Origin of the sequence: Streptomyces sp. NPDC058274 (genome assembly GCF_042881375.1) — a bacterium.
Taxonomy (GTDB): domain Bacteria; phylum Actinomycetota; class Actinomycetes; order Streptomycetales; family Streptomycetaceae; genus Streptomyces.
The window spans coordinates 406,521-431,813 of the sequence record NZ_JBHVXW010000002.1 but is presented as its reverse complement, the minus strand read 5'-3'; the positions used below and the strand labels follow the sequence as shown (position 1 = coordinate 431,813).

Here is a 25,293-nt window from a genome sequence, read left to right as displayed (position 1 = left end):
CTTCTGGCCTCACGGTCTCACTCGGGGTGGAACCGCTTGCGGTGCGCGAGTACCTCGCGGGCCGCGGATCCGGCCGTACGGCTGTGCGCGAAGGCGTATCCGCGCAGCCGGGCGAGTGCGTCGTCGGCGCAGACGCCGAGCTGGGCCATGATCATGCCGATCGCCTGGTGGATCTCGTCGTGGTCCGAGGCCAGTGTGCTCAGCCAGGAGTCGTCCCCGCGGGCCGCCGCCCACTCGCCGCGGGGCAGGGACATCAGGGCGACCGTCACGACTCCGGCCACGAGGTGCGCGGTGCGCAGGTCGCTTCCGGTCGGCTCGGCGGGGACGTCGCAGTAGAGGTCCAGGGTGCCGACGCACACCGCCGCGTCGCCCAGAGGCAGCGAGTACATGGCCCGGGCGCCCGCCTCCGTGGCCTGCTGGGCGAAGACCGGCCAACGGACCGCGTCGCCGCCGCTCGTCAGGTCGCAGGCGAGGACCGGCCGCCCGGCCGACGCGGCGTCCAGGCCGGGGCCCTCCCCCAACGTGCCCTGTACGTCCGCGATCCGGGCGGCCGTCGCGTCGCTCGCGCCGAGCCGTACCGGCAGGCCGTCGCTGCGCAGCGACATGCTCGCGCCACTGACCGGCAGCAGGTCGACGGCCAGCGCGCACAGCCGTGCGGGGACCTCCTCGGGGGTCAGGTTCCGCACGGCGTCACGGATCAGCGCGGCTACGTCGAGTGAGGTTCTGCGGCCCGGGGGCGGCTCCAACGGGGTCCCCTGGCCCGGGGGCGGCTCGACCGGCGGCCCGTGGCCCGGGGTTCCCTGGCCCGGGGGCGGCTCGACCGGCGGACCGTGGCCCGGGGACGGGCGACCCGGCGGACCGTGGTCCCGGGACGGCCCGAGGCCGGCATCCGGGTGCGCGCCCACGTCCCCTTCTGCAGGGGGCTGTGCAGGGGGCAGGGACCGAGAGCCCTCGTGCGGCTCCGCTCCCGGGTCGGGCCCCACGGCGGAGTCCGGCTCCGGTGAGTCATGCTCCGGCTCCGGGTCCCCGGGGCCCGCGCTTCCGTCAGCAGCGGAGTCCGGGTCCGGGCCTCCCGCGCCGGGGTTCCCGAAAGCGGCGGAATCCGGGTTCGCGTCTCCCGAGCCCGCGCTTCCGTCAGCGGCGGAGTCCGGGTCCGGGTCCCCCGCGCCGGGGTTCCCGAAAGCGGCGGAATCCGGGTTCGCGCCTCCCGAACCCGCGCTTCCGTCAGCAGCGGAATCGTGGTCCGGCTCCCCCGCGCCGGGGTTCCCGGAAGCGGCGGAATCCGGGTTCGCGCCTCCCGAGCCCGCGCTTCCGTCAGCGGCGGAGTCCGGGTCCGGGTTCCCCGGGCCGGGGTTCCCGGAAGCGGCGGAGTCCGGCTCTGGCTTCAAGTCCGCGCCTCCGTCCGGACCAGGGCTGCGGCTCGGCTCCGGCTTGGTGTCCGGTTCCGGGGGCAGCCGGGTGCCGTATGCGTCGTTCTCACGGTCGGGGCCGTGGGCTTCCGGGGCACCGGAGCCGTGACCCTCCTTCTCGGACCGCACGACCACCGCCTCCTTCCGCCGCCCGCCCTGCGACGGGCTTTCTCGGGTGGAGTGCGTGCCGGCGTCCGGGTACCCAGCCGAACAGATCCAAGTCGGCCACGTGCGGTTCAGCCGGCGGGGGCCGTTTCCGGGGCACGGGTGCGGCTCGCGGACGGGGACGTCGCGGCCGGCGGCCGCACGGTCGCGGCGGGCAACGAGCTCTCGACATCGACCACCGAGCCCTTCCGCAACTGGCCGTAGAGCCATTGGGCGTCGGCGGTGCGCAGGCCGATCCAGCCGCCCGTGGTGTCGTAGTTGCCGGGCGCCTTGTCGTCGTAGGTCAGGGCGGCGAGATAGGTCGTACGGCCGTCCGCGGCACGGAGTTCCAGCACCCAGAGGGCCTTGAGGTTGTAGCCACTGGGGAAGGCGATGCCGTCGGACGCGACGGTCTTGGCCTCCTCCTTGGCCGTGACCGTCATCCGGCCGGTCGGCGTGGGCGCCTTGACGGTGCCCGCCGAGATCGGCAGCATGCGGCCGTCGATCGTGAGCACCAGCCGGCGGAGGTCGATGGTGGCGTCGGCCCGCACCGGGAGGGCGCTCGGCGTGCCGGTGGGGCTCGCGGCCGGGGACGGGCGCTCCTCGGCACGGTCGCCGAGGGTCACGGTGAGCGTCAGACCGAGGGCCAGCGCCGCGGCCGCGGAGACTCCGGCGAGGGCGGCGGTCGTACGGCGGCGACGTCGGCGGCGGACCGCCAGCCGGCGGATCTCGGCACCGGACACGGGTGGTGGCGTCACGCCGGCTTCCGCCAACTCGCGCAGCTCAGTGGTGAGTTCATCGGACACGGTCGTCCTCCTTCTCACCCTCGCCGGCCGCGGCGGCGGCCTCCCCCTCCGACAACACCCGGGCCAGCGCCGCCCGGCCGCGGGACAGCCGGGCCTTGACCGTGCCCACGGGCGCACCGGTTTCGGAGGCTACCTGCTCGACACTCAGGTCGCACAGATGGTGCAGGACCAGGGCCATCCGCTGCGGTTCGGGCAGGGTGCGCAGCGCGGCGATCAGCGCCATGCGCTCGGGGTCGGGGCCCGGTGTGTGCTCAGGCGGCGGGGTGCGGCGTACGAGCTCCAGCCAGCGGCGCGCGCGGCGCCAGCGGCTGACCGCGAGCCGCATCGCCACGGTCCGTATCCACGCCTCGGGTGCCCCTTCGGCGAGGAAATCCCGCCGCCGGTCCCAGGCGCGTACGAACGCCTCCTGGACGACATCCTGCGCCTCGCCGTGGTCCCCGGTGAAGGCGTAGAGCTGGCCTGTCAGCCGGGGGAACGCGGCGGCGTAGAACGTGTCGAACTCGTCCTCGGTCATGCCCCTCGCCGGAGTGTGCGGATTTTCCGCGGTCCCGTGCAACCCGGCCGACCGCGCCGTGCGTACAGGTCCCGTACGTCGCACATCGAAACACACCACAGGGGGAGCGGAATGACCACGGGGAGTACGGGGGGCATGGGGACCATGGGAAGTACGGGGACCACGAGACGTGCGGGATCGGCGGGAGCGGCCGGGGCCGGGCGCCTCGGGCGGGTGCGGGTGTGGGGGGCCGCGCTGGCCGTGTGCGCGCTCGCGCTGACCGGCTGCTCGGCACAGGCCGTGGCAGGCGGGGGCAAGGGGACCGGTGCGGACGCGGCGGCGAAGACCGGCGGCACCACGGGTGTCCCGGCCGCCCAACCGAAGCCGAAGCCTCTCAAGTCCCTCGCGGGGGCGCGCGTCAACATCGCCGACCGGGGGACCGTGGGGGTCGGCATGCCGATATCCGTCACGTTCAGCCGTCCGGTGCCGGCGGCCGAACGGGCCGACACCGAACGCCAGTTGAAGGTCACCACCTCGAACGGCACGACCGGATCATGGAGTTGGATCAAGGACCGCAACCTCCTCGACGGGCAGCGGGTGGACTTCCGGCCGCGTACGTACTGGAAGCCCGGCACGGAGGTCACCGTGCGGGCCGGGGCCGACCTCACCCGCCGCTTCACGGTCGGCCGTTCCCTCGTCGCCACGGTCGATGTGCGCACCCACACCATGACGGTGGAGAAGGACGGTTCGACCCGGCGCGTACCGGTGACCGCGGGTGCCCCGGGCATGGACACCTGGAACGGCACGATGGTCGTCTCCGACAAACAGCGCCGCGTGTTCATGGACTCCCGCACGGTCGGCTATGGCGACTCGTACGCCGGCTACTACGCATACGCCGTGCATCTCACCACCTCGGGTACGTACCTCCACCAGAATCCGAAGGCCAATACGTACGCCGGCCGCCAGAACGTCACCCACGGCTGCATCGGTCTCGCGACCGACGGCACCGCGAGCCGTTTCTACGGCGAGGTCATCCCCGGCGACGTCGTGAAGGTGACCGGCTCCACGGAGACGGTGGCGGCGGGCAACGGCTACGGCGACTGGAACCTCTCCTGGGACCAGTGGCGGACGGGCAGCGCGCTGACGTGACCCGAAGACCGCTCACGAGAGCCCCCCGCCGCAGACGCCCCTTCCGCTGAGCCGAGCCGGGGCGGGGGACCGGCCCCACGTCCGGTCCCCCGCCCCCGTCCGCCGGCTCACCGGGACCCGCCTTCCCCACCCGCACCCGATCCCGAGGGACCGCCGGCTGTGCCCCACCACAAAACCCCCGCTTCCGAACTCCCCGTCCAGGACGGCGACTTCGCCGCGTACGCCACCGAGGCGTGGCCCCGTCTGGTCCGCACCGCGCACCTGCTCACCGGCGACCTCCGTGAGGCGGAGGATCTCGTCCGGGCCGCGCTGACCGAGGTGTACGCCGGCCGCCGCCGCATCGCGCGCGCCGACGTCGACTTCTGCGCACGCCGGTCGCTGGTCGGCAGCCATCTCGGGCGGGCTCGGCGGAGAGGGGTGGCGCGGCTGGTGGCGTTCCGGGGGCCGGGGGCGGGGACGGGACCGGGTCCCGGGGCGGGGGCGGGTTCCGGTACGGGAGCGGGACCCGGAACGGGAGCGGGACCCGGGGCGGGAGCGGGTTCCGGAACGGGGGCGGGTTCCGGAACGGGGGCGAGGTCGTGGCCGGGGGCGAGGTCGTGGCCGGGGTCCGCGGAAGACGTCGGCGGACGGGACGCCGTGCGTCGGGCGCTGGCCGCGCTGCCCGGCCGGCAGCGTGCCGTGCTGGTGCTGCGCCACTGGGAGGGGCTGAGCGAGGCCGAGACGGCGGAACTCCTCGGCTGCTCGGCCGGCGCGGTCAGGAGACAGGCCCGGCGCGGTCTGGGAGCCCTGCGCGCCCACCCCGAACTCGCCCTCCACGCCGACCTCTTCCTCCACTCCGTACTCACCCCCCACACCCTCTCCGGAGGCCACCGATGAACCACATCGCGAAGCACGCCGTACGACCGCGCGAGGCGACCACCGTGAACCGGGCCGTACGACCTCGCCCGGCGCCCACGGCCGACTGGAGCGTGCAGCCCTGCGGGACCACCGCCGACGACCGGGGCGTACGGCCGCACGGCGACGACGCGGCGAACCGCGTCGGACAGCCACGTGAGGACGACCTCGCGAGCCGCACCGGACAGCCGCACGAGAGCGACCCCGAATCCCGTTGGCTGCGTGGGGTGTTCGCCGACGCCGTGTACGGCGTCGTGCCGTCGGCCGTGCCGCTGGCCGCCGTCACCCGTGGCGGGCGGAGGCTGCGGCGGCGACGCCGGGGCGTCGTACTGGGCGCGCTGTGCGGGCTGTTGCTGATCGCGGCGGGCGGTGCGGCACTGGGCACGGACCTGTTTTCCGGGGCGGGCGGCTCCGCGGGGTCGTCGGGGGCGTCGGGGTCCGCGGGGGCGAACGCCGCCGAGTCGTTCGGCGGGAGTGTGCGGATCGTGACTCCCGGCGAGCGCGTGCCGGTCGCCCCCGGCGTCAAGGTGTGGCTCACCAAGGACGGCGAGCACTGGTCGGCACCGGACGCTCCCCAGCCCGTCCGCACCGGCACGTACGCCGGGACCACCAAGGACGAGCCCGGCATCACCCTCCAGGAAGAGGGAAAACACGGCAACTGGTTCGTGTCCGGCGTCTACCACGGGGCCGGCGAGGCGGCGCGCGTCGAGATCGAGACGGCCGGCGGCCGGTTCAGCGGCTCACTCCTGACCCTGGCGGGCGATCCCGGCTGGGGCGTCTGGTACGCCGAGGTGAAGCTGCCCGGCTCCGGCACGAGCGGATCGGCGGCGCTCTCCGGCGTCACCGGGAGAGTCACGGTGTACGACTCCTCGGGCGGGGTGATCGCACGGACGGACTTCGCCGGATGAACGCCTACGAGCGGCTGCGCGAGGTCCGCCGCGGCCGAACCTCCGGTATCCGAAGGCCCCGTACACGTGCCGCCCGCACCCGAGGCCGCCTTTCGCGTGGGCGTCCTCCACTCGGCCGTCTCTCGCGTGGGCCGCTTTCCCGGGGGCGCAGGCTGCGGCGGGCGGGGGTCGCGGTTCTCGCGCTGCTCGCTGTCGTCTGCGGCACCGTCGTGGTGGCGTACGAGATGACGGACGTTCCCGAGCCGCATCCCGAGACGGTGACGCAGAGCACGGTCTTCCTCGACGCGAGCGGCGCCTATCTGGGCCGGCGCGGCCCGGTGGACCGCCAGGACGTGGCACTCGCCCAGGTCCCGCGGCCGGTGCAGGACGCGGTGATCGCCGCGGAGAACCGTTCGTTCCGTACGGACTCGGGGATCTCGCCGAGCGCCATCGCCCGCGCGACCCTGGCCGCGATGACGGGCGGCGCGCGGCAGGGCGGTTCCACGATCACGCAGCAGTACGTGAAGAACGCCCTGCTGAGCCCCGAGCAGTCACTGAGCCGCAAGGCGCGCGAGGCGCTGATCGCGGTCAAGCTGGACCGCACCCGTTCCAAGGACGACATCCTGGAGGGCTACCTCAACACCGTGTACTTCGGCCGGGGCGCGGCGGGCATCCAGGCGGCGGCGCGCAACTACTTCGGTGTGGACGCCCACGACCTGACCCTCGCGCAGGGCGCCGCGCTGGCGGCGATCATCAACCTGCCGTCGTACTACGAGAGGACGGGCTCGGACGCGAAGGTGACGGCGACCCTGCAGCGCCGCTGGGCCTGGGTCCTGGACGCGATGGCGGCATCGGGGGACATCACGGCGGCGCGGCGGGCCGCCGCCACGTTCCCGGCGTTCCGCTTCTATCCGCCGGGCGACACGGACGGCCAGCGCCAGTACCTGATCGACGCGGCCGCCTCGGAGGCCGCGGGACGGCTGGGCATCACCGAGGACCAACTGGCCCGGGGCGGCTACACCGTGCACACCACCTTCGACCTCGCCGCGCAGGACGAGACCGCGGAACGGGTCGACGAGGGCACGAAGGGCGTGCCCGACAACACCCGTGTCCACACGGCCGTCGTCGCGATGGTCCCCGGCGACGGGGCGGTCCGTGTGCTGTACGGCGGCGCCGACTACGCCCGCCAGCCGTTCAACGACGCCCTCGACGGGGCGGTGGAGGCAGGCACCGCGCTCGAGCCCTTCCGCGGCATGAAACTCGCCGCACCCCTGACCGGCCTCCCCCGCACCGCGGCCCCCACGCCGCTGCGCCTGGCCTCGGCCTACGCCACGGTGGCGGCCCGCGGCAGCTACGCGACGCCGTACACCGTCTCGAAGATCACCCGGGCCGCCGACACCCTCTACAAGGCCCGCCCCCGCACGACACCCACGATGCCGCCCACCCTGGCGGACACCCTCACCAAGAGCCGGCAGACGGCCTACGACCCCTACGACCCGCTGACCATCTACACGGGCACGGCAGGCCCGCGCACCCGCTGGCACACGACCTACGACGACCGACTCACCGTCACCGTCGCCCTCTTCGCGGAACATCCCGCCAAGGGCAAACACCCACCCACCCCGGCCCCGCTCCCCACCGCGGCCTCCGAACTGGCCCCCGGTCTGGCCGCCACCGCCCGCACCGCCCTCCTCCCCTGACCGACGCCCGCCGTAGGCTGTACCGCTGTTCAACTCGGGGGAAAGGAACCACTCATGGCACCCAAGCCGGTCAGGGCCGCGATAGGCGACCACTGGATCACCTGCCAGGTCTGCAAGAGCGACCGCTTCCGCGGACGCGGCATCAAACTCAACAGCACCGGCATGGAGTTCATGAAACTGGCCTGGGCCGACGAAACAGCCACCGGCCTCATCTGCTGGCAATGCGGCTACGTCCACCTCTTCGCCAACAGCGCCCTCCAGCTGTACCGCGCGGACAAGTAGGTGCCCGCGCGGCTGCGAGGGTTCACCCCACTGCGGCGGGCTGCCGGGTGCGCTGGGTGCGGCCGTCCAAGGGGACGACCACCAGGGCGTGGAAGCGGTCGACGGACTCGTCGACGCTGCGGATGAAGCCGGACTCGGCGTTACCGCGGGTGTTGCCCATGCCGCGGAACAGGGACAGCCGGAAGCCGGTGATCGGCGCGCCGTTCTTGGGGACGATGTCGGCGGGTTCGGGGCGCAGCCGCTCCAGCGTTCCGCGCGGGCCGCCCGCGTCACCGGTGACGAGGGTTTCGACGTGCAGGTCGGCCGGCGCCTCGGCCAGCTGTCGGACGAGCCGCTTGGCCCAGGTGAGGGGGTAGCCCTGTTCGGGAGCGGCGATCTCAATGGACGTACGCAGCTTGCCTGTTCGCAGGTCGGCGCAGAGGGCGAGGATGCCGGCCGTCCCCTCGATCCGGAGTTCGGCGTCGAGTCTGCCGTCCCGGCAGAGCCGGTCGGCCAGCGCCGCCCGCCGTAGCCGCGGATCGGTCCCCCGCTTCGCCCGCTGCACCGGCAGCACCTTCTGCCCGAGTTCGCCGCCCAGTCGCAGGCAGACCTGCCGGACCAGGCGCTCCCAGCTCTCCACGACCTCCATCGCCCGCGGATCGCCCTGGCACAGGGTCTCGTCGTCGATCCCGTTGCGCACGGGTACCCAGGCCGGGCCCATGTTCTGGAAGCCGTGGCAGCCGGAGTTCTCGTGCTGGAGATAGTGCAGGAGTTCCTGGAGGAGCCAGGCGTGAGCGGCGTTTCCCACACCCTCGTGGCGGATCAACATCTGTGCCTGGTGCGTCACTTCGGCCCACGACAGATGCCACAGGGCGACCTTGTTCTTGCGCCGTCCGTCCACCTTCACGTCCAGCAGCGGGCTGCCGTCGAGTTCCACGTCGTTGGAGAGCGTGATGACGGCCTCGTATCCGCGCCGGGCGGCGATGTCGACATACGCCTGCACCTGGTCGCGCTTGAGGGAGTTGCCGTTGGTCTTCGTCTCGACCAGCGCCGTCCACAGTTTGCCCGCGCGCTCGACCCGGATGACGCCGTCAGGGCGCCTCGGGGAGTCGCCGTTCGGCAGCGAGACCTCGGTGAACGTATCCATGCGCCCGGCCGGTGCACCGAACGCCGCCGTCAGCCGGCGGCCGAACTCGGGTACCTGCGCCATCACCGACAGCAGCACGGACGTCGCTCTCGTCTCCCGCTCCCGGTCGCTCTTGAGCGCGGAGACGGGGAAGAGCCGGGCGGTGCGCCAGGTCTCGTTCTCGGCGAGGGACTTCCTCGTCACCTTGGGCAGCGTGACCTTCTTCTTGGCGGTACGCGGCCGGGGTGCCGCCTTCGGCACGACCTCGACCGGTCCGCTCACGGCCTGCGCCGGGAGGGACGCCACGATCGGCGCGGCGGCCTCCAGGGCCACCGCTGCCACCTCGGCCGCCTCTTCCGGTTCCGCCTCGTCGTCGATGTCGACGCCGTAGTCCGGGGCCAGGCCGGCCAGACCGGAGGCGTAACCCTGGCCGATGGCGCGGAACTTCCAGTCGCCGCTCCGCCGGTAGAACTCCCCGAACAGCAGCGCGCCGACCTCGTCGACCCCCTCGACGGCGAACCGGAGCAGGCTCTGACCGGCGCCGTCGGCGAGCGTCAGCCGCAGGTCCTCCAGGTCTGCGAACCGGTCCCCCGCGTCCCGGCTCGCGGCCACGACGATCTGTTCGACGTCCGGCGGAATCGCGGTCAGGTCGAAGGTGATGCGGTCCTCGTTGCCGTTCGCCGTGGGCGCCTTGCCCAGGAGCTGCACGCTCCCGTCGGGCGCGACGGGGTTGTTGTAGAAGTAGAAGTCCGCGTCGCTGCGTACCTTGCCGTCCGCGGTCAACAACAGCACGGAGACGTCCGCGTCGCCCTCCCCGGTCGGACTGCTCCAGCTCAGACTCACCATCACCGAGCCGATGTCCTCGCTTAAGGACGCCAGACCGACATTGGCGCCCTTGACCATCTCGTGCATGAGGCCCCCCAGATGCACGGCCGCCCGGGAAGCCTCCCGGCGGCCCTTGTTCGTAGCCTTGAGCGCCGCGCGTCCATCATGTGACGCACGCCACATTTGGCGTATTGGTCGCACCTTAGCGCGGCCCCGGGCCACGCGTGAGCGCCGTGCGGATTCTTTCCACCGGCATATCCAGCCGTTCGACGCATTGCGTCCGCCGGAGGACGTGCCGTTTCACCGGCGCTGTGCGGCACCCCGCTGATGTCAGGGATCACCGGCGCTGTGGGGCACCCCGCAGAGGGCAAAGAGGGGACGGTGTGCGGCGGCAGGAGGACGGAGGCGTCACAGGGGCGGCTGCGCGGGGGCCGGCCCCAGGGTCGTCGTGCCGGGGGCGGTGCGGTGGCCGAGGCCCGTGCGGTACGCGTCCAGCGCGGCCTCGACCCGGCCGGTCCTGCGCAGCAGATCCCCGAGCATCCGGCACAGGTCGGCCAGATCGCCCGCCGCGCCCGCGCGCTCCAGCAGGCTGAGCGCCCTGACGTAGTGCTCCTCGGCCGCCTCCGTGTCCCGCGCGTCCTCGGCGATGATTCCGAGCAGCCGGTGCGCGCCCGCCGAGTGGACGGCGCCGCGCTCGGAGCTGAGGTCCCCGAGCACCTCGCGCAGCAGCCCGGCCGCCTCATCCGACTTGCCGCGCCGGTGCAGTACGTCGGCGAGCTCGACGACCACCTGGCTGGTGTACAGGGCGGCCCGCTTGGCGGACAGCATGGCCCGGGCCTCCCGCAACTCGCTCTCGGCGCGCTCCAGTTCGCCGTTCTGCGCGTACAGATAGCCGCGCATCCAGTGGCAGTTCGCCAGTTCCGTACGGATCTGGAGCTGGCGGTAGAGCTCGGCGGCCTTGGCCAGGGACGCGTCGGCCTCGGCGGTGCGGCCCTCGGCGAGCAGCGTACGGGCGACGGAGCGGTGCATCCGGGCGACCAGCGCGGGGTCGCCGACCTGGGGCGCGAGGGCCAGCGCGAACTCGGCGGCCTGGGCGGCGCGGGCGTGCGCGCCCATGTCCATGTACGGCGCGATGATGCCCGTATAGAGGAGGAGGAGCGCGTCCGGGTCGTGCAGTCCGGTGCGGTTCAGCTCGTCGAGGGAGGACTCGAACAGGTAGCAGGCGTAGCGCAGTTCGCCCGCGAGGTAGTGCGAGACGGCCCGGCCGCGCAGGGCGGGGACGCGCAACGGCAGCGGGGCGTCCCCGAGCCGCTGCTCCGACTGCTCGAAGCGGGTGCGGGCCGATTCCAGGTCGCCGGTCTCCAGGGCGCATTCGCCGAGGCCCAGCAGGGCGGCCGCCTGTTCGGCGACGAGCCCGTGCGCGTCGGCCTCCGCGAGCAGCGCCGTGTACTGCTCGGCGGCCACCTCGGCCTCACCGGTCGCCAGCGTCCGCTGCGCGTCCGTCAGCCGCAGCCGCAGATCCGTGGCGAGGTGCGCCGGACGGCCCGTCGCCAGCTCCTCGTACGCCACCCCGAGGCGCTCGGCGATGTGCCGCAGCGCCGGTTCGGAGGCGCGCACCCGGCCCGCCTCCAGGGTGGAGATGTAGGCGGGCGTGTACGCCGGTTCCGCCAGCTGCTTCTGTGTCAGCCCGCGTTCCGTACGCAAATTCTGGACCCTGCGCCCGATGATTCCCGGGTCGTCGCGCTCCGCCATGAATTAAGCATGCCATTAAGGCGACTTACTCTCAGGCGAGTCCTGACCTTTGTCCAACTCCCTTACCTACTCTTGCCCTTGGGCTTAAGCAGCCTCTACGTTAAGCAACGTATTAAACGTGCTTAATACGCCGCTGTTGCGAGGTCGCCGTGCTTCGACGCATTTCCGCCCGCTACTTCCGCGGACTGGGCGCCGCGGTCGTCGCCGTGGCCGCGCTGGTCACCGCCGCGAACGCCGGTCCGGCCAGGGCCGCCCAGCCCCCGCACGCCCCGCACACCGCCCCCGCAGAGGTCGCACGCCTACGCTGATCCCGTGACCTCTGCCGCCGCACGCACCGCACGGGACCTCACCGCCGACCTCCCGGTCCCGGCCCTGGAGGACCTCTACCAGGACCTGCACCGCCATCCCGAACTGTCGCTGGCCGAGCACCGGACGGCGGCGGGCCTCGCCGGACGGCTGCGCACCGCGGGGTACGAGACGGCCGAAGGCGTCGGCGGGACCGGCGTGGTCGGGATGCTGCGCAACGGGGACGGGCCGACCGTCCTGCTGCGCGCCGACATGGACGCGCTCCCGGTCACCGAGGAGACGGGCCTGCCGTACGCCTCCGAGCACGACGGTGTGATGCACGCCTGCGGCCACGATCTGCACGTGACCTGGCTGACCGGAGCGGCCGAGGCGCTCGCCGCCGGCCGGGACACCTGGTCCGGCACGCTCCTGGTGGTCGGCCAGCCCGCCGAGGAGACCGGCCAGGGCGCGGCCCTGATGACCGCGGACGGGCTGTACGAGCGGTTCCCGCGCCCCGACGTCCTGCTCGCCCAGCACGCGGTCCCGGGCCCGGCCGGCCTCTACGCCCACTCCCCGGGCCTGATCATGTCCGCCTCCACGGACGTCGACATCGTCGTCCACGGGCGCGGCGGCCACGGCTCCCGTCCGGAGGCGACGGTGGACCCGGTCGTCACCGCCGCCTACCTGGTCACCCGGCTGCAGACCGTCGTCAGCCGGGAGATCGCGGCCCGCGAGTCCGCGGTCCTGACGGTGGGCCGCATCGAGGCGGGCACCCGGCACAACATCATCCCGTCCGAGGCGCGCATCGCCCTCAACATCCGCACGCAGTCGGAGGAGGTCCGGCAGCGGATGATCGCCGCGATCCGCCGGATCGCCGCGGGGGAGTGCCGGACCGCGGGCTGCCCCCGCGAGCCGGAGGTCACCGTCGGCAACACCTTCCCGGTGACGGTGAACGACTCCGAGACCGACCGCCGGATCGCCGCCGTGCACGGCCAGGTCTTCGGCGCCGCCACCATCCTCGACCCCGGCCCCGCGATGGGCAGCGAGGACTTCGCCCACCTCGCACAGCACGAGGGCACCCGGCTGCCGTACTCCTACTGGTTCGTGACCTGCACTCCGGCCGACGTCTGGAACGCGGCGCCCGGCACCGACCTGATGGACAAGTTCGCTGCCGTCCCCAGCAACCACAGCCCGCACTTCGCCCCGGACCTGTCGACCCTCGCTCCGGGCGTACGGACCCTGGTGTCGGGGGCGCTGTCCTACCTCGTGCGCTGAGCCGCACCGCCCCCGTTCTTACGGAGTGGTGACGTGCGGGCGCGGGCGCGCCGTCCGGGCGGTCCGCGCGCCTAGCTTGTGGCGTATGCGCGTACTGGTCACCGGCGGAGCCGGGTTCATCGGGTCGGAGGTCGTCGCCGCGCTGGGCGCGCGAGGGCACGAGGCGGTCTCGTACGACCTCCGGGACGGCCGGGACGTGCGCGATCACGCCGCCGTGTCGGAGGCGCTCGCCGGAGTGGACGCGGTGTGCCACCAGGCGGCGCTGGTCGGCCTCGGCGACGGATTCGCCGACGCGACGGAGTACGTCTCGCGCAACGACCTCGGTACGGCGGTGCTGTTGACGGCGATGGCCGATACGGGCGTCCGGCGGCTGGTGCTCGCGGGGTCGATGGTCGTGTACGGCGAGGGCCGCTACAACTGCGCGCGGCACGGGGTCGTGCGGCCGGGTCCGCGCTCCGCGGCCGACCTGTCGGCCGGCCGCTTCGAGCCGGCCTGCCCCTCCTGCGGGCAGGACCTGAGCCCCGGACTGGTGACAGAGGACGCGCCCGCCGACCCCCGCAACGTCTACGCGACGACCAAGCTCGCCCAGGAGCACCTCGCGGCGGCATGGGCGCGCAGCACGGGCGGCACGGCGATCGCGCTCCGTTACCACAACGTGTACGGCCCCGGTATGCCCCGCGACACCCCGTACGCGGGGGTCGCCGCCTTCTTCCGGTCGGCCCTGGCGCGGGGCGAGTCCCCGCGGGTCTTCGAGGACGGCGGCCAGCGGCGCGACTTCGTCCATGTACGGGACGTGGCGACGGCGAACGCACTGGCTCTGGAGGCCGGTTCGGCGGAGGGCACCTTCACCGCCTACAACACGGGCAGCGGCGACCCCCACACGGTCGGCGAGCTGGCCGGGGCCCTCGCCGCCGCCCACGGCGGCCCCGACCCGGTCGTCACCGCCGAGTACCGGCTCGGCGACGTCCGCCACATCACCGCGGACTCCACCCGGCTGCGCACCGACCTCGGCTGGCGGCCGGAGGTGACCTTCGCGGCGGGGATGAAGGAGTTCGCGGGGGAGCGGCCGTAGGGCGTGTGTCAGCCCGTGAGCTGGGCGGCGCCCAGTTCGTCCAGGTGCTGCCGGATGTGCCGCAGCGCGCCCTCGCGGCGGCCGGGGACGCGCCGGCGCAAATCGGCCAGGGCGGGGCCGAGTTCACGGGCGCGGGCCGCGTCCCGGATGCTGCCCCACTGGTGGTGGGCGCGGTCGACGGCCGATTCGACGGCGGGCGTGTCCGGCGACTCCCCGGCCCCCAGCCGTGCGGCGGCCACCGCCAGCCAGACGCGGCAGCTGAGCACCGGGTCCCCCGCGAACATCGCCAGATCCGCGCGGACCTCCATCCAGTGCAGCGCCTGCCCGGACCCGGGACCGTACGCACGGACCGCCGACTGCTCCCACCGCGCGGCGAGCGCCGCCGCCTCCCCGTGCCGACCCGCCTGCACGGCGGCCGTGATGACAGCGTGCGGATCGGACGCCGCGGGCACCTGCGCCTCGGCGGCCAGCACCATCCCGGCCGGCTCGCCCTCGCCCCACGCCCGCGTCAGGGCGTGCTGGTGCAACTGCGCGGGCACCGGCCGCTGTCCGCTGCGCAACAGCGTGGCCAGGGCCTTCATGTACGAGGGTGTCGCCACCGCGCGGCGCGGCGGGGGCGGGGCGATCCGGCCGTAGAGCGTCACGCCCGGGCCCGCGGTGAGCGGGTGGGACACCAGGTGCTGCCAGGCGTCCGCGTCCGCGTGGAGATCGGCGAAGAAGGTGGTCGTCCCCGGCGGCCGCAGCCGCAGTTCCTCCCGCACCCAGTGCCAGGGGAAGGCCGTGTAGCGGACCGTGGACGGTGTGGTGCGGGCCAGGGCGAGGTGGGGAAGGTGCTGGCGGCGGTCGAGCTGGAGCTGGCCGGCGAGATAGACGGTCAGCGGGCCGGGCGCGGTCGCCGCGGCGCGCAGCCGGGTGAGGACCGCCTGCGGCTCCAGGGGGTCGGCGAGTTCCACCACGTTCGCCGTGTCCGTACCGGACAGCACGGACGGGGCCACGGCGGCGAGAACGGGAAGCACCGACGCCGCGTCCACCAGGCATCCCTTGCCCACCGGCGAGGCCGCGAGCAGCAGCACGGTTCCGGGCATCGTCCCTCCCCCCATCGATCACGTACCGCAGCACCGTAACCGCTGCGCGTGCAAAGGGGGACGGCGGTGGGCGGGAATCGCCCCCACCCGCCGTGCCCGCACCCCTGGCGCCTGCCCGGCGGAATCGTGCGGTTGTTCCCCACGGTGCCCGGACAGGGCCTAGGTCTCCGCCCCCACCTCGCCCGCCGGGAGCGTCAGCGGCACGGTCGGCAGCGTCACTTCGAAACGGCAGCCGCCCGTCACATTGCGTACGGCGGCGCGCCCCTGGTGGGCCTCCACGATGCCGCGCACGATGGCGAGGCCGAGGCCCGCCCCGGCGGGCGGCGTCCGGGCGTGGGTGCCGCGCCAGCCGGTGTCGAAGACGCGGGGCAGGTCCTCCTCGGGGATGCCTCCGCAGCCGTCGGTGACGGACAGGACGACCCCCTCCGGCGAGCGTTCCGCGGCCACCGCGACCGTGCCGTCGGCCGGGGTCCGGCGGATCGCGTTGACCAGCAAGTTGCCCAGCACCCGGCTCATCTCCTTGCCGTCCACCTCGACCGGCACCGGCTCGATCCGGTCCCCCACCAGGCGTACGCCGTGCTCGCGCGCCAGCGGGTCCGCACCCGCGAGGGCGTCGCCGACGAGGTCGTAGAGGGAGATCCGGGAGGGGGTCAGGGCGAGCGTTCCGGCGTGGATGCGGGAGAGTTCGAAGAGGTCGCCGACCATGTCGTTGAGGCGTTCCACCTCGGTGCGGATCTGGCGCAGATAGCGGTCGGGGTCGGCGGCGACACCGTCCTCCAGCGCCTCCGACATCGCCCGCAGCCCGGCGAGCGGGGTGCGCAGATCGTGCGAGATCCAGGCGACGAGTTCGCGCCGGGAGGTCTCCAGGGCGCGCTCGCGGTCACGGGACTGGGCGAGCTTCGCGCTCGTGGCCTGCAACTCCCGGCTCAGTGCGGCGAGTTCGGCGGTCGCGGGGCCGTCGGGGGCCGCGAAGGCGCCGGCGTCGCCGAAGGAGCGGGCCGCGAGGGTGAGCGCGCGGCTGCGGGCGACGACCCAGCGACCGAGCAGCAGCGCGGTGGCCAGGGAGACCACGGCCGCCATCGCCACGACGGTCGTGACGACGCTCAGGTCGTGCGGGGAGAGGAACATCGCCCACGCCACGACCAGCGTCCCCGCGAGCATCGCGGTCACGGCCACGGCGGCGACCACGGCGAGCGACGCGGTCAGCGAACGGCGCCGGATCAGCCAGAGCGTGGCCGCCCCGAGCAGTCCGGCCGCGGCGGCACCGAGGAAGGCGAAGAGGGCGATGAGCAGCATGTCGCGCATGGGTCACGGCTCCTGCGTGGGGGCGACGCCGCCGGGTTGTCCGGGGACGGGGCCTCGGGTGGTGAACTCAGCGGGGGCGGCAGCGGGGGTGGGGGTGGCGGCGGGGCTGGGGGTGGTGGTGCCGGGATCGGTGCGGGTGCCGGCACCGGTCATTGCGGCGCCAGTGCCGGTGCCGGTGTCTGAGCCGGTGCCGGTGCCGGTGCCTGAGCCGGTGCCGAAGCCGAAGCCGGGGCGGGCCGCCGCGGTTCCGGGATCGGCGTCGCTTCCGGAGCCGGGGCGCATCGTCGCGGTGCCGGAGCCGCTCGCCGCGCTGCCGGAGCTAGAGCCGGGGGCCGCGCTGCCGGAGTCGGAGCCGGGGATCGCGCCGCCGGAGTCGGAGTCACCCGCCGCGTCGCCGGAGCCGGAGTCGGCCGCCGTGTCGCCGGAGTCGGCCGCCGGGGCCTCGAAGCGGTAGCCCACGCCCCACACCGTGTGGATCAGACGGGGCCGGGCGGGGTCGTCCTCGACCTTGCCGCGCAGGCGTCGGACATGGACCGTGACAGTCGACAGGTCACCGAAGTCCCAGCCCCAGACCTCACGCATCAGCTCCTCGCGGCCGAACGCGCGGCCGGGATGCCGCAGGAGGAACGCGAGCAGGTCGAACTCCCGGATGGTCAGGGCGAGTTCGACACCGTCCTTGGTGGCCCGGCGAGCCCCCGGGTCCACCGTGAGACCGGCCGCGCGCAGCGGACGGGTACCGGGAGCGGGTCGCGTCCTGCGGAGTACGGACTCGACGCGCAGCACCAGCTCCCGTGGGCTGAACGGCTTGGTGACGTAGTCGTCGGCGCCCACCTCCAGGCCCAGGATCCGGTCGTCCTCGTCGCCACGGGCGGTGAGCATGATGACGGGGACCGGCCCTCGTCCCCGTATCCGGCGGCACACCTCCAGGCCGTCCATCCCCGGCAGCATCAGATCCAGGACGATCAGGTCGGGCCACTGCGCGGCGGCCCGGGCGAGCGCCTCGGGCCCGTCACCGGCGCGGTCCACCACGTACCCCGCGCGTTCGAGGTATCCGGTGACGACCTCGGCGACGGTGGGGTCGTCGTCCACGACCAGAACCCGCGCACCTCCACCGGCCCCGGCCCGCACGCCGACCCGGGCATCGGCCCGCACGCCGACCCGGGCATCCCCAGGACCGTTGCCGGTGCCGGTGCCGGTGCCGGTGCCGGTGCCGGTGCCACCGACACCCTCCGGGGCCGACCCCGCCTCCGGACCGGTGCCGGCCCCCGCGCCAGACCCCGCGCCAGACCCCAGGCCGGCCCCCGCCTCAGACCCCGCGCCACGCGACTCGTCCCGCTGCTGCTCCATACCGCCAGCCTCGCACCGCGCTCGCGCGGACGCCGCCCCCGAGCAGCCCCGAGGCCCTGACGTCCGTGTTTCGTAAGGAGCCGGAGTCCGTTGTGTCCGCTTTGCGTTCGTAGGGTGAAACCCGTGACGATCTCTCCCGCATCGGAACCGGAAACGGCCCCAGCAACGGACACGGCGCCCGTCGACGTGGTCCTCCCCTGTCTGAACGAGGCCGGAGCCCTCCCCTGGGTCCTGGCCCGCATCCCGTCCGGCTGGCGCGCGCTGGTCGTGGACAACGGCTCCACGGACGGCTCGGCGGACCTCGCCCGGGCACTCGGCGCGCAAGTCGTCCACGAGGAGCGCCGGGGCTTCGGCGCCGCCTGCCACGCCGGGCTGTCCGCCGCCACCGCGGACATCGTGTGCTTCTGCGACTGCGACGCCTCGCTCGATCCCTCGCTGCTCGTCCCCTTCGTCGCCGAAGTGCGCGCGGGGCAGGCCGATTTGGTGCTCGGCCGACGCCGCCCGCAGGGCCGCGGTGCCTGGCCCGCGCACGCCCGCGCGGGCAACCTCGCGCTGGCCCGGATGCTCCGCCGCCGTACCGGGCTGCGGCTGCACGACCTCGGCCCGCTGCGTGCCGCACGCCGCACACCGCTGCTCGCCCTCGGTCTCACCGACCGGCGCAGCGGCTACCCCCTGGAGATGGTCGTCCGCGCCGCCGACGCCGGCTGGCGCGTCACCGAGCACGACGTCCCGTACCTGCCGCGCACCGGCACCTCCAAGGTGACGGGCACCTGGCGCGGCACCTGGCAGGCGGTACGCGACATGCGCCGCGTCCTGGCGGCGCCGGCCGCCCTTCCCCGAGGAGGAACTCCCCAGTGAGCAGCGCCGACGCCACCACTCTCCTGGTCATCGCCAAGGAGCCGCGGCCGGGCCGGGTGAAGACCCGGCTCACCCCGCCGTTCACACCCGAGGAGGCGGCCGCGCTCGCGGAGGCCGCGCTCGCCGACACCCTGCGCGCGGTGCTGGCGACGCCCGCCCGCCGACGGGTGCTGGTGCTCGACGGGAAGCCGGGCCGCTGGCTGCCGCCCGGCTTCGACGTCGTACCGCAGTGCGCGGGCGGGCTCGACGAACGGCTGGCCGCGGCCTTCGGCGGCTGTACGGGGCCGGCCCTGCTCATCGGCATGGACACCCCGCAGGTGACGCCCGCGCTCCTCACCGTCGACTGGCGGGACCACGAGGCCTGTCTCGGCCCCGCGGCGGACGGCGGCTTCTGGGCGCTGGGCCTGGCCGAGCCCGACCCCGGGCTGATCCGCGGAGTCCCGATGTCGACGGCGGCCACCGGCGCCGTACAGCGGGAGCGGCTGGTCGCGGCCGGGCTGCGGGTCCGGGACCTGCCCCGGCTGCGGGACGTCGACACGGCGTACGACGCCGTGCGGGTCGCCGCGGCGGCGCCCGATGGACGCTTCGCCGCCGAACTGTCCCGGCTGACGGCGGTCTCCGGCCGATGAGCACGCTGCGGACCACTCCGCACGGCGCCGCCGTCCCCGCCTGGTCGGCCGACCCGTACGCCGATGCCCTCGCCGCCGGCCGCGGTCCCCTGTTCCTGCGCCGTACCGACGGCTGGCTGCTGCCGCTGGAGGTGGAGCGCTGGTGCGCGGACGCCGACGCGGTGGATCTGGAGGTGCTGCGGCGCTGCGAGGGCGCGGTGCTGGACGTGGGGTGCGGGCCCGGGCGGCTCGTCGCCGCGCTCGCCGCACTCGGGCGCCCGGTCCTGGGCGTCGACGTCAGCGAGGCGGCCGTCGCACACACCGTCCGGCTGGGCGGTCAGGCGCTGCGCCGGTCGGTCTTCGAACCGCTGCCCGGCGAGGGCCGGTGGGACACCGCCCTGCTCATCGACGGGAACGTGGGAATCGGCGGCGAGCCCCGCGCGTTGCTGCGTCGGCTCGCCCGACTGCTCGCCCCCGGCGGCCTGTTGATCGCGGAGACCGTTCCGGTCGACGTCGACGAGCGGGTGCGCGTGGAGGTCGCCGACGGCCGCGGCGCCGCCGGTACGCCGTTCCCCTGGGCCCGGCTCGGCACCCCGGCCCTGCTGCGGCACGCGGGCCGCGCGGGCTGGTCACCGGACGGTCAGTGGACCACCGGCGGCCGGTCCTTCGTGGCCCTGCGCAGCCGGAGCGACCGCAGGACCAGCAGGGCGGCGGAGGCCCCGAACAGCACGGCGGTGATCAGGAGCCAGCGGGCCGCGAACCCGTCGCCCGACAGACCGGTGGCGGACGCGTAACGGTCCGCGACCTGGCCGCTGATCAGCGGGAACCACACGAGCAGAAGCAGCCCCGAGAGCGCCGCCGGGACCCGGACGTAGCCGGCCCATTCCCGGCGGCCGGCCGCGCCGAGTGCCCCGCTGACGGCCCGGTCCGCCAGCGCGTACAGCGGGACCAGCACCAGGTCGTGCAGCACCGCCGCGCCCACGAACCACACCGTCACGCCGAGCCAGTCGTCCGCGAGCAGCCGGACGCCCGCGTAGGCGGACAGCGCGAACGTGCAGGCGAGCAGGAGGAGTTGCAGGGGACTCCCGAGAGGAAGCCGACGGCCGCTGGGCATCACAGGTCTCCGAACGTCATCCGGGCCACCCACTTGGTGTTGAGCACGCCGGGCGCCGCCGGGACGATGACGCGCGCGGGGTAGCCGTGGTCGGGGGTCAGGGGCTCGCCGTTGACGTACAGGGCGAGCAGCGAGCGCGGGTCGGCCACCTGGTTGGCGCGCAGGGCCGCCCGCCGGAACGCGCCGTGCCGTTGGAGCGACTCCACGAGCACGTCCGGCGGTCCGTCCTCGTGGCCGGCCAGCGCCGCCAGGTCCCGCAGCCGTACGCCCCGCCACCACTGGTCCGCCGTCGACCAGCCCTCCACGCAGGCGATGGGCAGGGCCGAGCTGTGCAGCGGCAGGCGCAGCAGGTCCGCGCGGGCGAGCCGGACCGTGCCCGAGCGCCCCTCGACGACCAGCCGCCACGCGTCCTCGCCGGTCTCCGCGGCGCGGATCCCCACCGCCGCGGCCGTCTTGTTGATCTGGAACGCGCCGGGACCCGTGCCCGGTTCGGGTCCGCCGTGCGGCGCGAGGACGGCGGTCTCCCGCAGCGCCCCGTCGAAGCTCCGGCCGGCCGTCGTCACGAACAGGAGCAGCGAACCGCCGCCGACCAGACCGAGCGCACCGCGCCGCGAGACGGTGGGGGCAGCGGGGTCCGGGGATGCCAAGTCATCTTCTTCCGGGTGCCCTTCGTCCCGGAGGTGCCGCAGATTGCGTACGGCCGTCGGCACCCGCAGCACCGCGTGTGCCACGAAGGCGGCGATGAACACCCACGCCCCGTAGAAGTGCAGCGGGTAGAAGGAGCCGGGGAAGACATAGTCGAGCTGGACGTTCAGTACGCCGGTCGTGAACTCGAACAGGCCGCCTCCGACGAGGAGGAGCAGCGAGATCCGCTCCAGCGCGTGCGAGAGCGACCGCGCGGGCGGCAGTGCGAACAGCTTCGGCACGACCGACCACAGCTTCGCCAGCAGTACGGGGATCAGGGCCAGACCGAGCGTGACGTGCACACCCTGGGTGAGGCGGTACAGCCACACCGGGTCCGTCGGCCAGGAGAAGAGGTAGAAGCCGAGCAGGCCCTTGTCCGGTGTCTTGTCGTTCACCGGTGACAGACCCGGGTTGTAGGCGGCGTACGACAGCAGACCCGTCACGAACAGCAGCGTGATGCCGACGAGCAGGACGACGCCCAGCACCGAGGTGAACCGCAGCCCGCGCACGGGGCTGCGCCAGAAGCCGGGAGCGGCGGGGGAGAGACCTCGGGGGAGACGTCGGGAGACGCGCGAGAGCCGGGAGGCCGGGAAGCGTGGGTGGGGCATGTCCCGACCGTAGGACCGGAAGGGCCCGGCACAGGGCTTTCGACTCATGACGAAACGCTGACGTCCGGGCTGGTCGCGGCCGATGCCGACGGCTCCCGGCCTAGCGTGCCCCTGTGAGACGCGATCTTCTCCACGACCTGTGGGCCGTCCTGGCCGGCGCGCTGCTCGTCACGGCCGCCGTCGTGGCCGGCACCGCGATCGAACGCGACGACGGCACCCTCCACGTGGGGTGGCCACCCCTGTACGCCACCTGGGATCCGCACGTCGGGCCGGGCACCCCGGCCGCGTTCGCGGCGGCCGTCGCGGTGGTCGCGTACGGGCCGTCGCTCGCCGCCCGGCTGCCGTGGCGCGCACTGCTGGGTGCCGCCTGGGGGACGGCCCTGGCGTGGACGTTCTCGCTGGCGCTCGTCGACGGCTGGCAGCGCGGCATCGCCGGACGGCTGACGACCGCGTACGAGTACCTCCGGGTCATCGACCGTTTCCACGACATCCCCGCCGCCCTGCGGGACTTCACCCGGCACATCCTGATCCACTCCCCCGGCCACTGGCCCGCGCACGTGGCCGGGCATCCGCCGGGGGCGACCCTCACCTTCGTGCTGCTCGACCGGATCGGGCTGGGCGGCGGGGCGTGGGCCGGGGTCTGGTGCATCACGGTCGGCGCGACGGCGGGCGTGGCCGTGCTGATCGCCGTCCGCGCGCTGGCCGGGGAGGCCCTCGCCCGGCGGGCGGCGCCGTTCCTGGTGCTGTCCCCGGCCGCGGTGTGGGCGGGCACCTCCGCCGACGGCTACTTCGCCGCGGTCGCGGCCTGGGCCCTGGCGCTGCTCGCCCTGGCGGTCACCGGCCACCGCCCCAGGACCGCCGCCCTCGCCTCCGGCCTCCTCTTCGGTCTGCTCTCCCAGCTCTCGTACGGGCTGATGCTCTTCGCCCTGATCGCCGCCGCGGTGCTCCTGCTCGGGCGCTCCCGGCTGCGGGTCCTGCCGTACGTGGCCGGCGGGCTCGTCGTCGTCCCGCTGACGTTCGCGCTGCTCGGCTTCAACTGGTGGGAGGCGTACCGGCTGTTGGTCGAGCGCTACTACGAGGGCGCGGGCGGTGTCCGGCCGTACGGCTACTGGGTGTGGGCGAACCTCGCGTGCACGGTGCTGGTGGCGGGGCCGGCGACGGTGGCGGGGCTGCGGCGGGCGGTCGCCTCGGTGGCGCGCCCGGGCCGGACCGCCGTCCCCCTCCCGGACCCGGCGGGCCCCACTCCCGGCCGACTGGCACCGCCCATCCGCCCGGACCCCGCGGGTCCCACTCCCGACCGCCGCCGGCCGGCGCCCACCCTCCCGGACCCGGCGGGCCCCACTCCCGGCCGCCGCCGGCCGGCGCCCACCCTCCCGGACCCGGCGGGCCCCACTCCCGGCCGCCGCCGGCTGGCGCTGCTCACGCTCGCCGCGCTGGCGGCCCTTCTCGTCGCGGATCTCTCGGGGATGAGCAAGGCGGAGACGGAGCGGATCTGGCTGCCGTTCGTGATGTGGCTGCTGCCCGCCGGGGCGCCGCTGCCCGGCCCCCGGCGTTGGCTCGCCGCCCAGGCCGTGCTCGCGCTGCTCCTCAATCACCTGTTGCTGACCGGCTGGTGAGCCCCGGATCCGGCTGCCGCCGGCGTACGGCGAAGATCGTCGTGTCGTCGCCGAGGTGGCCGCCGCTGTGCCGCAGGGTGCCGTCGCGGACGAGCCGGACGAGCCGCCGGGGTTCGATCGCGCCCGGGTCGCCGGCCAGGGCCTCGGAGACACGGTCGAGGAGCGGGAAGAACTCGCCGTCGGCGTCGCGGGCCTCGGTCACCCCGTCGGTGACGAGCAGCAGTGTCTCGCCGGGACCGAGCGGCACGCGCAGCACGGGCGGCGGCCCCGGCACCAACTCGCTGAGCCCGAGGGGGAGTCCGTCGCCCGGCGGCAGGGAGCGCACCCCGCCGGGACCGATGACCAGCGGCGGGTCGTGGCCGAAGTTGATGACCTCCACCGTGTCCAGGTCGTCCTCGGTGAAGCCGACCAGGACCCCGGTGGCGAAGCGGTCGCCGTCGAGTTGCCCGGCCGCCGCGCAGTACTCGACGTGCCGCAGCATCCGCGTCTCCAGACGGGCGGCGACCGTGGCGAGGGAGGGCTCGTGGTAGGCGCTCTCGCGGAACGTGCCGAGCAGCGCCGCCGCCACGTCCACCGCGCCCAGGCCCTTGCCCTGGACGTCGCCGAGGAGGACGCGGGTGCCGCTGGGGCCCGGCTGGATGTCGTAGAAGTCACCGCCGACGCGGGCCTCGCTGTCCGCGGCGAGATACGCGGCCGCGTGGTCGAGGCCGCCCCAGCCCGGCGGCAGCGGGCGCAGGACCGCGCGCCGGGTGGTCTCGACGACGTCCCGCATGTGCAGCATGTGCCGTTCGCCGCGCACCCGGACCGCGCAGGCCAGCGTGGCCAGCGCCCCGCCGGCGGCGACGAGGATGAAGTCGGGCAGTCCGGTCTGGTACTGGTGCGGCCAGGAGGTGTCCACGGTGACGTAGGTGAGGACCGCGAGGACGGCGAAGACCGCCGTGCCCCACACCCCGCAGATCGCCGCGGCGATACCGGGCACCAGCACGATCCAGGAGATGATCCGGAACTCGCCGGACGTGTTCCAGTCGAGCACGGCGATGGCGAGGAGCAGGATCAGCGGCGGCACCCAGGCCACACTGCGGCCGCCGACGCGCAGTTGCTCCCGGTCGGCGGCGTCCGGCTGCCGGCCGGCGCCCGGCAGGCGGTCGAGTACGGCCGGCCGCTGCCGGGTCTCGCCGAGCCCTTCGTCGCGGACGGTCCGCCGGTGCCGCCCCGCGCCGTGCCGCGGCGTGCGCAGGGCCCACCGGTCGCGCCTCGCTCCGTGCCGCCGGCCGTCCACCTGTCCGCGCCTCGTCAGTACGCGACCGAGATCCGAGCGCGCGGATGGGCGTGGTTCTCCAGTTCGTCGACGAAGGCGACCGCGTAGTCCTCGGCGCTGATACGGCTGTTGCCGTGCTCGTCGGTGAGCAGTTCGTCGCCGCCGACGCGGTAGCGGCCGGTGCGCTCACCGGGGGTGATCGCGGCGGCCGGGGAGACGTAGGTCCAGTCGAGGTCGTCGAGGGTGCGGTAGAAGGCGAGGACGTCGCGGTGGGCGAGGGCCTCGGGGAGCGCGGCCTGCGGGAAGCCGGGCTGGTCGGACAGCTCCTGGCCGGGGGCGACCTGAAGGCTCCCCGCGCCGCCGACGGCCAGCAGCCGCGCCACTCCGGCCTCGCGGGTGCCCTGCGCCAGGGCCTGGTTGAGCGCCAGGAAGGGGCCCCGCGGATCCGAGCCGTCACGCGGCGGGACGCACGCGGAGGCCACGGCGTCCGCTCCCACGGCCAGCGCGGCGACCCTTGCCGGGTCCCCCGCGTCCGCGGCGGTGGCGGTGACTCCGGGAATCGGGGACTGCCCCGACCGGCTCGCGGCCGTGACCCGGTGTCCGCGCGCCGACGCCTCCGTCGCGATCCGGCTGCCGACCATGCCGGTGGCGCCGAAGAGTAGGAGCTTCATACGGCCAGCGAAACACGGTGCCGAGACCCCCGCATCCCGACTTGCCAGCGCCCTGCGCGAG

22 protein-coding genes and 1 pseudogene are annotated in these 25,293 nt (G+C 74.4%); 12 read left to right on the top strand and 11 right to left on the bottom strand.

Going from position 1 to position 25,293, the window contains the following annotated elements:
• Positions 1 to 17: 17 nt before the first annotated feature.
• The 3 genes from ACFVYF_RS06395 to ACFVYF_RS06385 all read right to left on the bottom strand — a co-directional run bounded on the left by ACFVYF_RS06395 (position 18) and on the right by ACFVYF_RS06385 (position 2,873).
• Positions 18 to 746 carry a GAF and ANTAR domain-containing protein gene (locus ACFVYF_RS06395; RefSeq protein ID WP_389451604.1) on the bottom strand — a complete coding sequence of 243 codons (729 nt, stop codon included), beginning with the start codon at positions 744 to 746 and terminating at the stop codon, positions 18 to 20.
• An 899-nt stretch (positions 747 to 1,645) separates the two neighbouring features.
• Positions 1,646 to 2,359 (bottom strand): L,D-transpeptidase, encoded by a 714-nt coding sequence (locus ACFVYF_RS06390; RefSeq protein WP_389451601.1) that lies wholly within the window; start codon positions 2,357 to 2,359, stop codon positions 1,646 to 1,648.
• Positions 2,349 to 2,873 (bottom strand): SigE family RNA polymerase sigma factor, encoded by a 525-nt coding sequence (locus ACFVYF_RS06385; RefSeq protein ID WP_389451598.1) that lies wholly within the window; start codon positions 2,871 to 2,873, stop codon positions 2,349 to 2,351. Before ACFVYF_RS06385 ends, ACFVYF_RS06390 begins: the two co-directional genes overlap by 11 nt.
• A gap of 135 nt (positions 2,874 to 3,008) precedes the next feature.
• Between ACFVYF_RS06385 and ACFVYF_RS06380 the strand changes: the two genes are divergently transcribed.
• From ACFVYF_RS06380 to ACFVYF_RS06360, 5 genes are all read left to right on the top strand, one after another.
• Complete coding sequence (locus ACFVYF_RS06380; protein WP_389451595.1) at positions 3,009 to 4,001, top strand: L,D-transpeptidase; 993 nt, start codon at positions 3,009 to 3,011, stop codon at positions 3,999 to 4,001.
• Positions 4,002 to 4,160: 159 nt separating this feature from the next.
• A complete protein-coding gene (locus ACFVYF_RS06375) occupies positions 4,161 to 4,877 on the top strand; it encodes a sigma-70 family RNA polymerase sigma factor (protein WP_389451592.1) in 717 nt (238 codons plus the stop codon).
• Positions 4,874 to 5,803 carry a hypothetical protein gene (locus tag ACFVYF_RS06370; protein WP_389451589.1) on the top strand — a complete coding sequence of 310 codons (930 nt, stop codon included), beginning with the start codon at positions 4,874 to 4,876 and terminating at the stop codon, positions 5,801 to 5,803. Before ACFVYF_RS06375 ends, ACFVYF_RS06370 begins: the two co-directional genes overlap by 4 nt.
• A 224-nt stretch (positions 5,804 to 6,027) precedes the next feature.
• The gene (locus ACFVYF_RS06365) at positions 6,028 to 7,482 is read left to right on the top strand and encodes a transglycosylase domain-containing protein (RefSeq protein ID WP_389451587.1); all 1,455 of its coding nucleotides are present in this window, start codon (positions 6,028 to 6,030) and stop codon (positions 7,480 to 7,482) included.
• 54 nt (positions 7,483 to 7,536) lie between these two features.
• The gene (locus ACFVYF_RS06360) at positions 7,537 to 7,764 is read left to right on the top strand and encodes a hypothetical protein (RefSeq protein ID WP_389451584.1); all 228 of its coding nucleotides are present in this window, start codon (positions 7,537 to 7,539) and stop codon (positions 7,762 to 7,764) included.
• Positions 7,765 to 7,786: 22 nt separating this feature from the next.
• Here the strand turns inward: ACFVYF_RS06360 and ACFVYF_RS06355 are convergent, their stop codons facing one another.
• A complete protein-coding gene (locus ACFVYF_RS06355) occupies positions 7,787 to 9,781 on the bottom strand; it encodes a TerD family protein (RefSeq protein ID WP_389451581.1) in 1,995 nt (664 codons plus the stop codon).
• Positions 9,782 to 10,102: 321 nt separating this feature from the next.
• A complete protein-coding gene (locus ACFVYF_RS06350; RefSeq protein ID WP_389451578.1) occupies positions 10,103 to 11,446 on the bottom strand; it encodes a tetratricopeptide repeat protein in 1,344 nt (447 codons plus the stop codon).
• 149 nt (positions 11,447 to 11,595) lie between these two features.
• Between ACFVYF_RS06350 and ACFVYF_RS06345 the strand changes: the two genes are divergently transcribed.
• The 3 genes from ACFVYF_RS06345 (at position 11,596) to ACFVYF_RS06335 (ending at position 14,078) form a co-directional block, all read left to right on the top strand.
• A complete protein-coding gene (locus tag ACFVYF_RS06345) occupies positions 11,596 to 11,754 on the top strand; it encodes a hypothetical protein (RefSeq protein ID WP_389451575.1) in 159 nt (52 codons plus the stop codon).
• A gap of 4 nt (positions 11,755 to 11,758) precedes the next feature.
• The gene (locus ACFVYF_RS06340; RefSeq protein WP_389451573.1) at positions 11,759 to 13,006 is read left to right on the top strand and encodes an amidohydrolase; all 1,248 of its coding nucleotides are present in this window, start codon (positions 11,759 to 11,761) and stop codon (positions 13,004 to 13,006) included.
• A gap of 85 nt (positions 13,007 to 13,091) precedes the next feature.
• Entirely contained in the window at positions 13,092 to 14,078 is a 987-nt protein-coding gene (locus tag ACFVYF_RS06335) for an NAD-dependent epimerase/dehydratase family protein (protein WP_389451570.1), read from the top strand.
• A gap of 8 nt (positions 14,079 to 14,086) precedes the next feature.
• Here the strand turns inward: ACFVYF_RS06335 and ACFVYF_RS06330 are convergent, their stop codons facing one another.
• The 3 genes and pseudogenes from ACFVYF_RS06330 to ACFVYF_RS06320 form a co-directional block, all read right to left on the bottom strand.
• Positions 14,087 to 15,163, bottom strand: a complete 1,077-nt coding sequence (locus ACFVYF_RS06330; RefSeq protein ID WP_389451567.1) for a hypothetical protein — start codon at positions 15,161 to 15,163, stop codon at positions 14,087 to 14,089.
• Between the two features lie 159 nt (positions 15,164 to 15,322).
• Positions 15,323 to 16,468 (bottom strand): sensor histidine kinase, encoded by a 1,146-nt coding sequence (locus ACFVYF_RS06325; RefSeq protein ID WP_389451565.1) that lies wholly within the window; start codon positions 16,466 to 16,468, stop codon positions 15,323 to 15,325.
• A 426-nt stretch (positions 16,469 to 16,894) separates the two neighbouring features.
• Positions 16,895 to 17,620: pseudogene (locus ACFVYF_RS06320) on the bottom strand (response regulator transcription factor); the annotation flags it as partial.
• A gap of 309 nt (positions 17,621 to 17,929) precedes the next feature.
• Here ACFVYF_RS06320 and ACFVYF_RS06315 point away from each other — a divergent pair.
• Genes ACFVYF_RS06315 through ACFVYF_RS06305 form a run of 3 tightly spaced genes read left to right on the top strand, consistent with a single transcriptional unit; the run spans position 17,930 to position 20,075 of the window.
• Positions 17,930 to 18,673 carry a glycosyltransferase family 2 protein gene (locus ACFVYF_RS06315; protein WP_389451562.1) on the top strand — a complete coding sequence of 248 codons (744 nt, stop codon included), beginning with the start codon at positions 17,930 to 17,932 and terminating at the stop codon, positions 18,671 to 18,673.
• On the top strand, positions 18,670 to 19,302 hold the full coding sequence (locus ACFVYF_RS06310) for a DUF2064 domain-containing protein (protein WP_389451559.1): 633 nt from the start codon (positions 18,670 to 18,672) through the stop codon (positions 19,300 to 19,302). Before ACFVYF_RS06315 ends, ACFVYF_RS06310 begins: the two co-directional genes overlap by 4 nt.
• Entirely contained in the window at positions 19,299 to 20,075 is a 777-nt protein-coding gene (locus tag ACFVYF_RS06305; protein WP_389451556.1) for a class I SAM-dependent methyltransferase, read from the top strand. The genes ACFVYF_RS06310 and ACFVYF_RS06305 overlap by 4 nt, the downstream gene beginning before the upstream one ends.
• A gap of 319 nt (positions 20,076 to 20,394) precedes the next feature.
• Here the strand turns inward: ACFVYF_RS06305 and ACFVYF_RS06300 are convergent, their stop codons facing one another.
• On the bottom strand, positions 20,395 to 21,687 hold the full coding sequence (locus ACFVYF_RS06300) for a molybdopterin-dependent oxidoreductase (protein WP_389451553.1): 1,293 nt from the start codon (positions 21,685 to 21,687) through the stop codon (positions 20,395 to 20,397).
• Between the two features lie 113 nt (positions 21,688 to 21,800).
• Between ACFVYF_RS06300 and ACFVYF_RS06295 the strand changes: the two genes are divergently transcribed.
• A complete protein-coding gene (locus ACFVYF_RS06295; protein ID WP_389451550.1) occupies positions 21,801 to 23,303 on the top strand; it encodes a hypothetical protein in 1,503 nt (500 codons plus the stop codon).
• On the opposite strand, the gene ACFVYF_RS06290 is transcribed toward ACFVYF_RS06295, so the two are convergent.
• Entirely contained in the window at positions 23,275 to 24,444 is a 1,170-nt protein-coding gene (locus tag ACFVYF_RS06290; RefSeq protein WP_389452118.1) for a PP2C family protein-serine/threonine phosphatase, read from the bottom strand. The genes ACFVYF_RS06295 and ACFVYF_RS06290 overlap by 29 nt on opposite strands.
• 152 nt (positions 24,445 to 24,596) lie before the next feature.
• A complete protein-coding gene (locus ACFVYF_RS06285) occupies positions 24,597 to 25,232 on the bottom strand; it encodes an NAD(P)-dependent oxidoreductase (RefSeq protein WP_389451547.1) in 636 nt (211 codons plus the stop codon).
• Positions 25,233 to 25,293: the final 61 nt, after the last annotated feature.

Excerpts from the sequence above, each read along its gene's own strand:
- ACFVYF_RS06285 (WP_389451547.1), bottom strand. The coding sequence starts at position 25,232 with ATGAAGCTCCTACTCTTCGGCGCCACCGGCATGGTCGGCAGCCGGATC.
- ACFVYF_RS06335 (WP_389451570.1), top strand. The coding sequence starts at position 13,092 with ATGCGCGTACTGGTCACCGGCGGAGCCGGGTTCATCGGGTCGGAGGTC.
- ACFVYF_RS06330 (WP_389451567.1), bottom strand. The coding sequence starts at position 15,163 with ATGCCCGGAACCGTGCTGCTGCTCGCGGCCTCGCCGGTGGGCAAGGGA.
- ACFVYF_RS06305 (WP_389451556.1), top strand. The coding sequence starts at position 19,299 with ATGAGCACGCTGCGGACCACTCCGCACGGCGCCGCCGTCCCCGCCTGG.
- ACFVYF_RS06380 (WP_389451595.1), top strand. The coding sequence starts at position 3,009 with ATGGGGACCATGGGAAGTACGGGGACCACGAGACGTGCGGGATCGGCG.
- ACFVYF_RS06300 (WP_389451553.1), bottom strand. The coding sequence starts at position 21,687 with ATGCCCCACCCACGCTTCCCGGCCTCCCGGCTCTCGCGCGTCTCCCGA.
- ACFVYF_RS06355 (WP_389451581.1), bottom strand. The coding sequence starts at position 9,781 with ATGCACGAGATGGTCAAGGGCGCCAATGTCGGTCTGGCGTCCTTAAGC.
- ACFVYF_RS06360 (WP_389451584.1), top strand. The coding sequence starts at position 7,537 with ATGGCACCCAAGCCGGTCAGGGCCGCGATAGGCGACCACTGGATCACC.
- ACFVYF_RS06385 (WP_389451598.1), bottom strand. The coding sequence starts at position 2,873 with ATGACCGAGGACGAGTTCGACACGTTCTACGCCGCCGCGTTCCCCCGG.
- ACFVYF_RS06325 (WP_389451565.1), bottom strand. The coding sequence starts at position 16,468 with ATGCGCGACATGCTGCTCATCGCCCTCTTCGCCTTCCTCGGTGCCGCC.
- ACFVYF_RS06370 (WP_389451589.1), top strand. The coding sequence starts at position 4,874 with ATGAACCACATCGCGAAGCACGCCGTACGACCGCGCGAGGCGACCACC.
- ACFVYF_RS06350 (WP_389451578.1), bottom strand. The coding sequence starts at position 11,446 with ATGGCGGAGCGCGACGACCCGGGAATCATCGGGCGCAGGGTCCAGAAT.
- ACFVYF_RS06365 (WP_389451587.1), top strand. The coding sequence starts at position 6,028 with ATGACGGACGTTCCCGAGCCGCATCCCGAGACGGTGACGCAGAGCACG.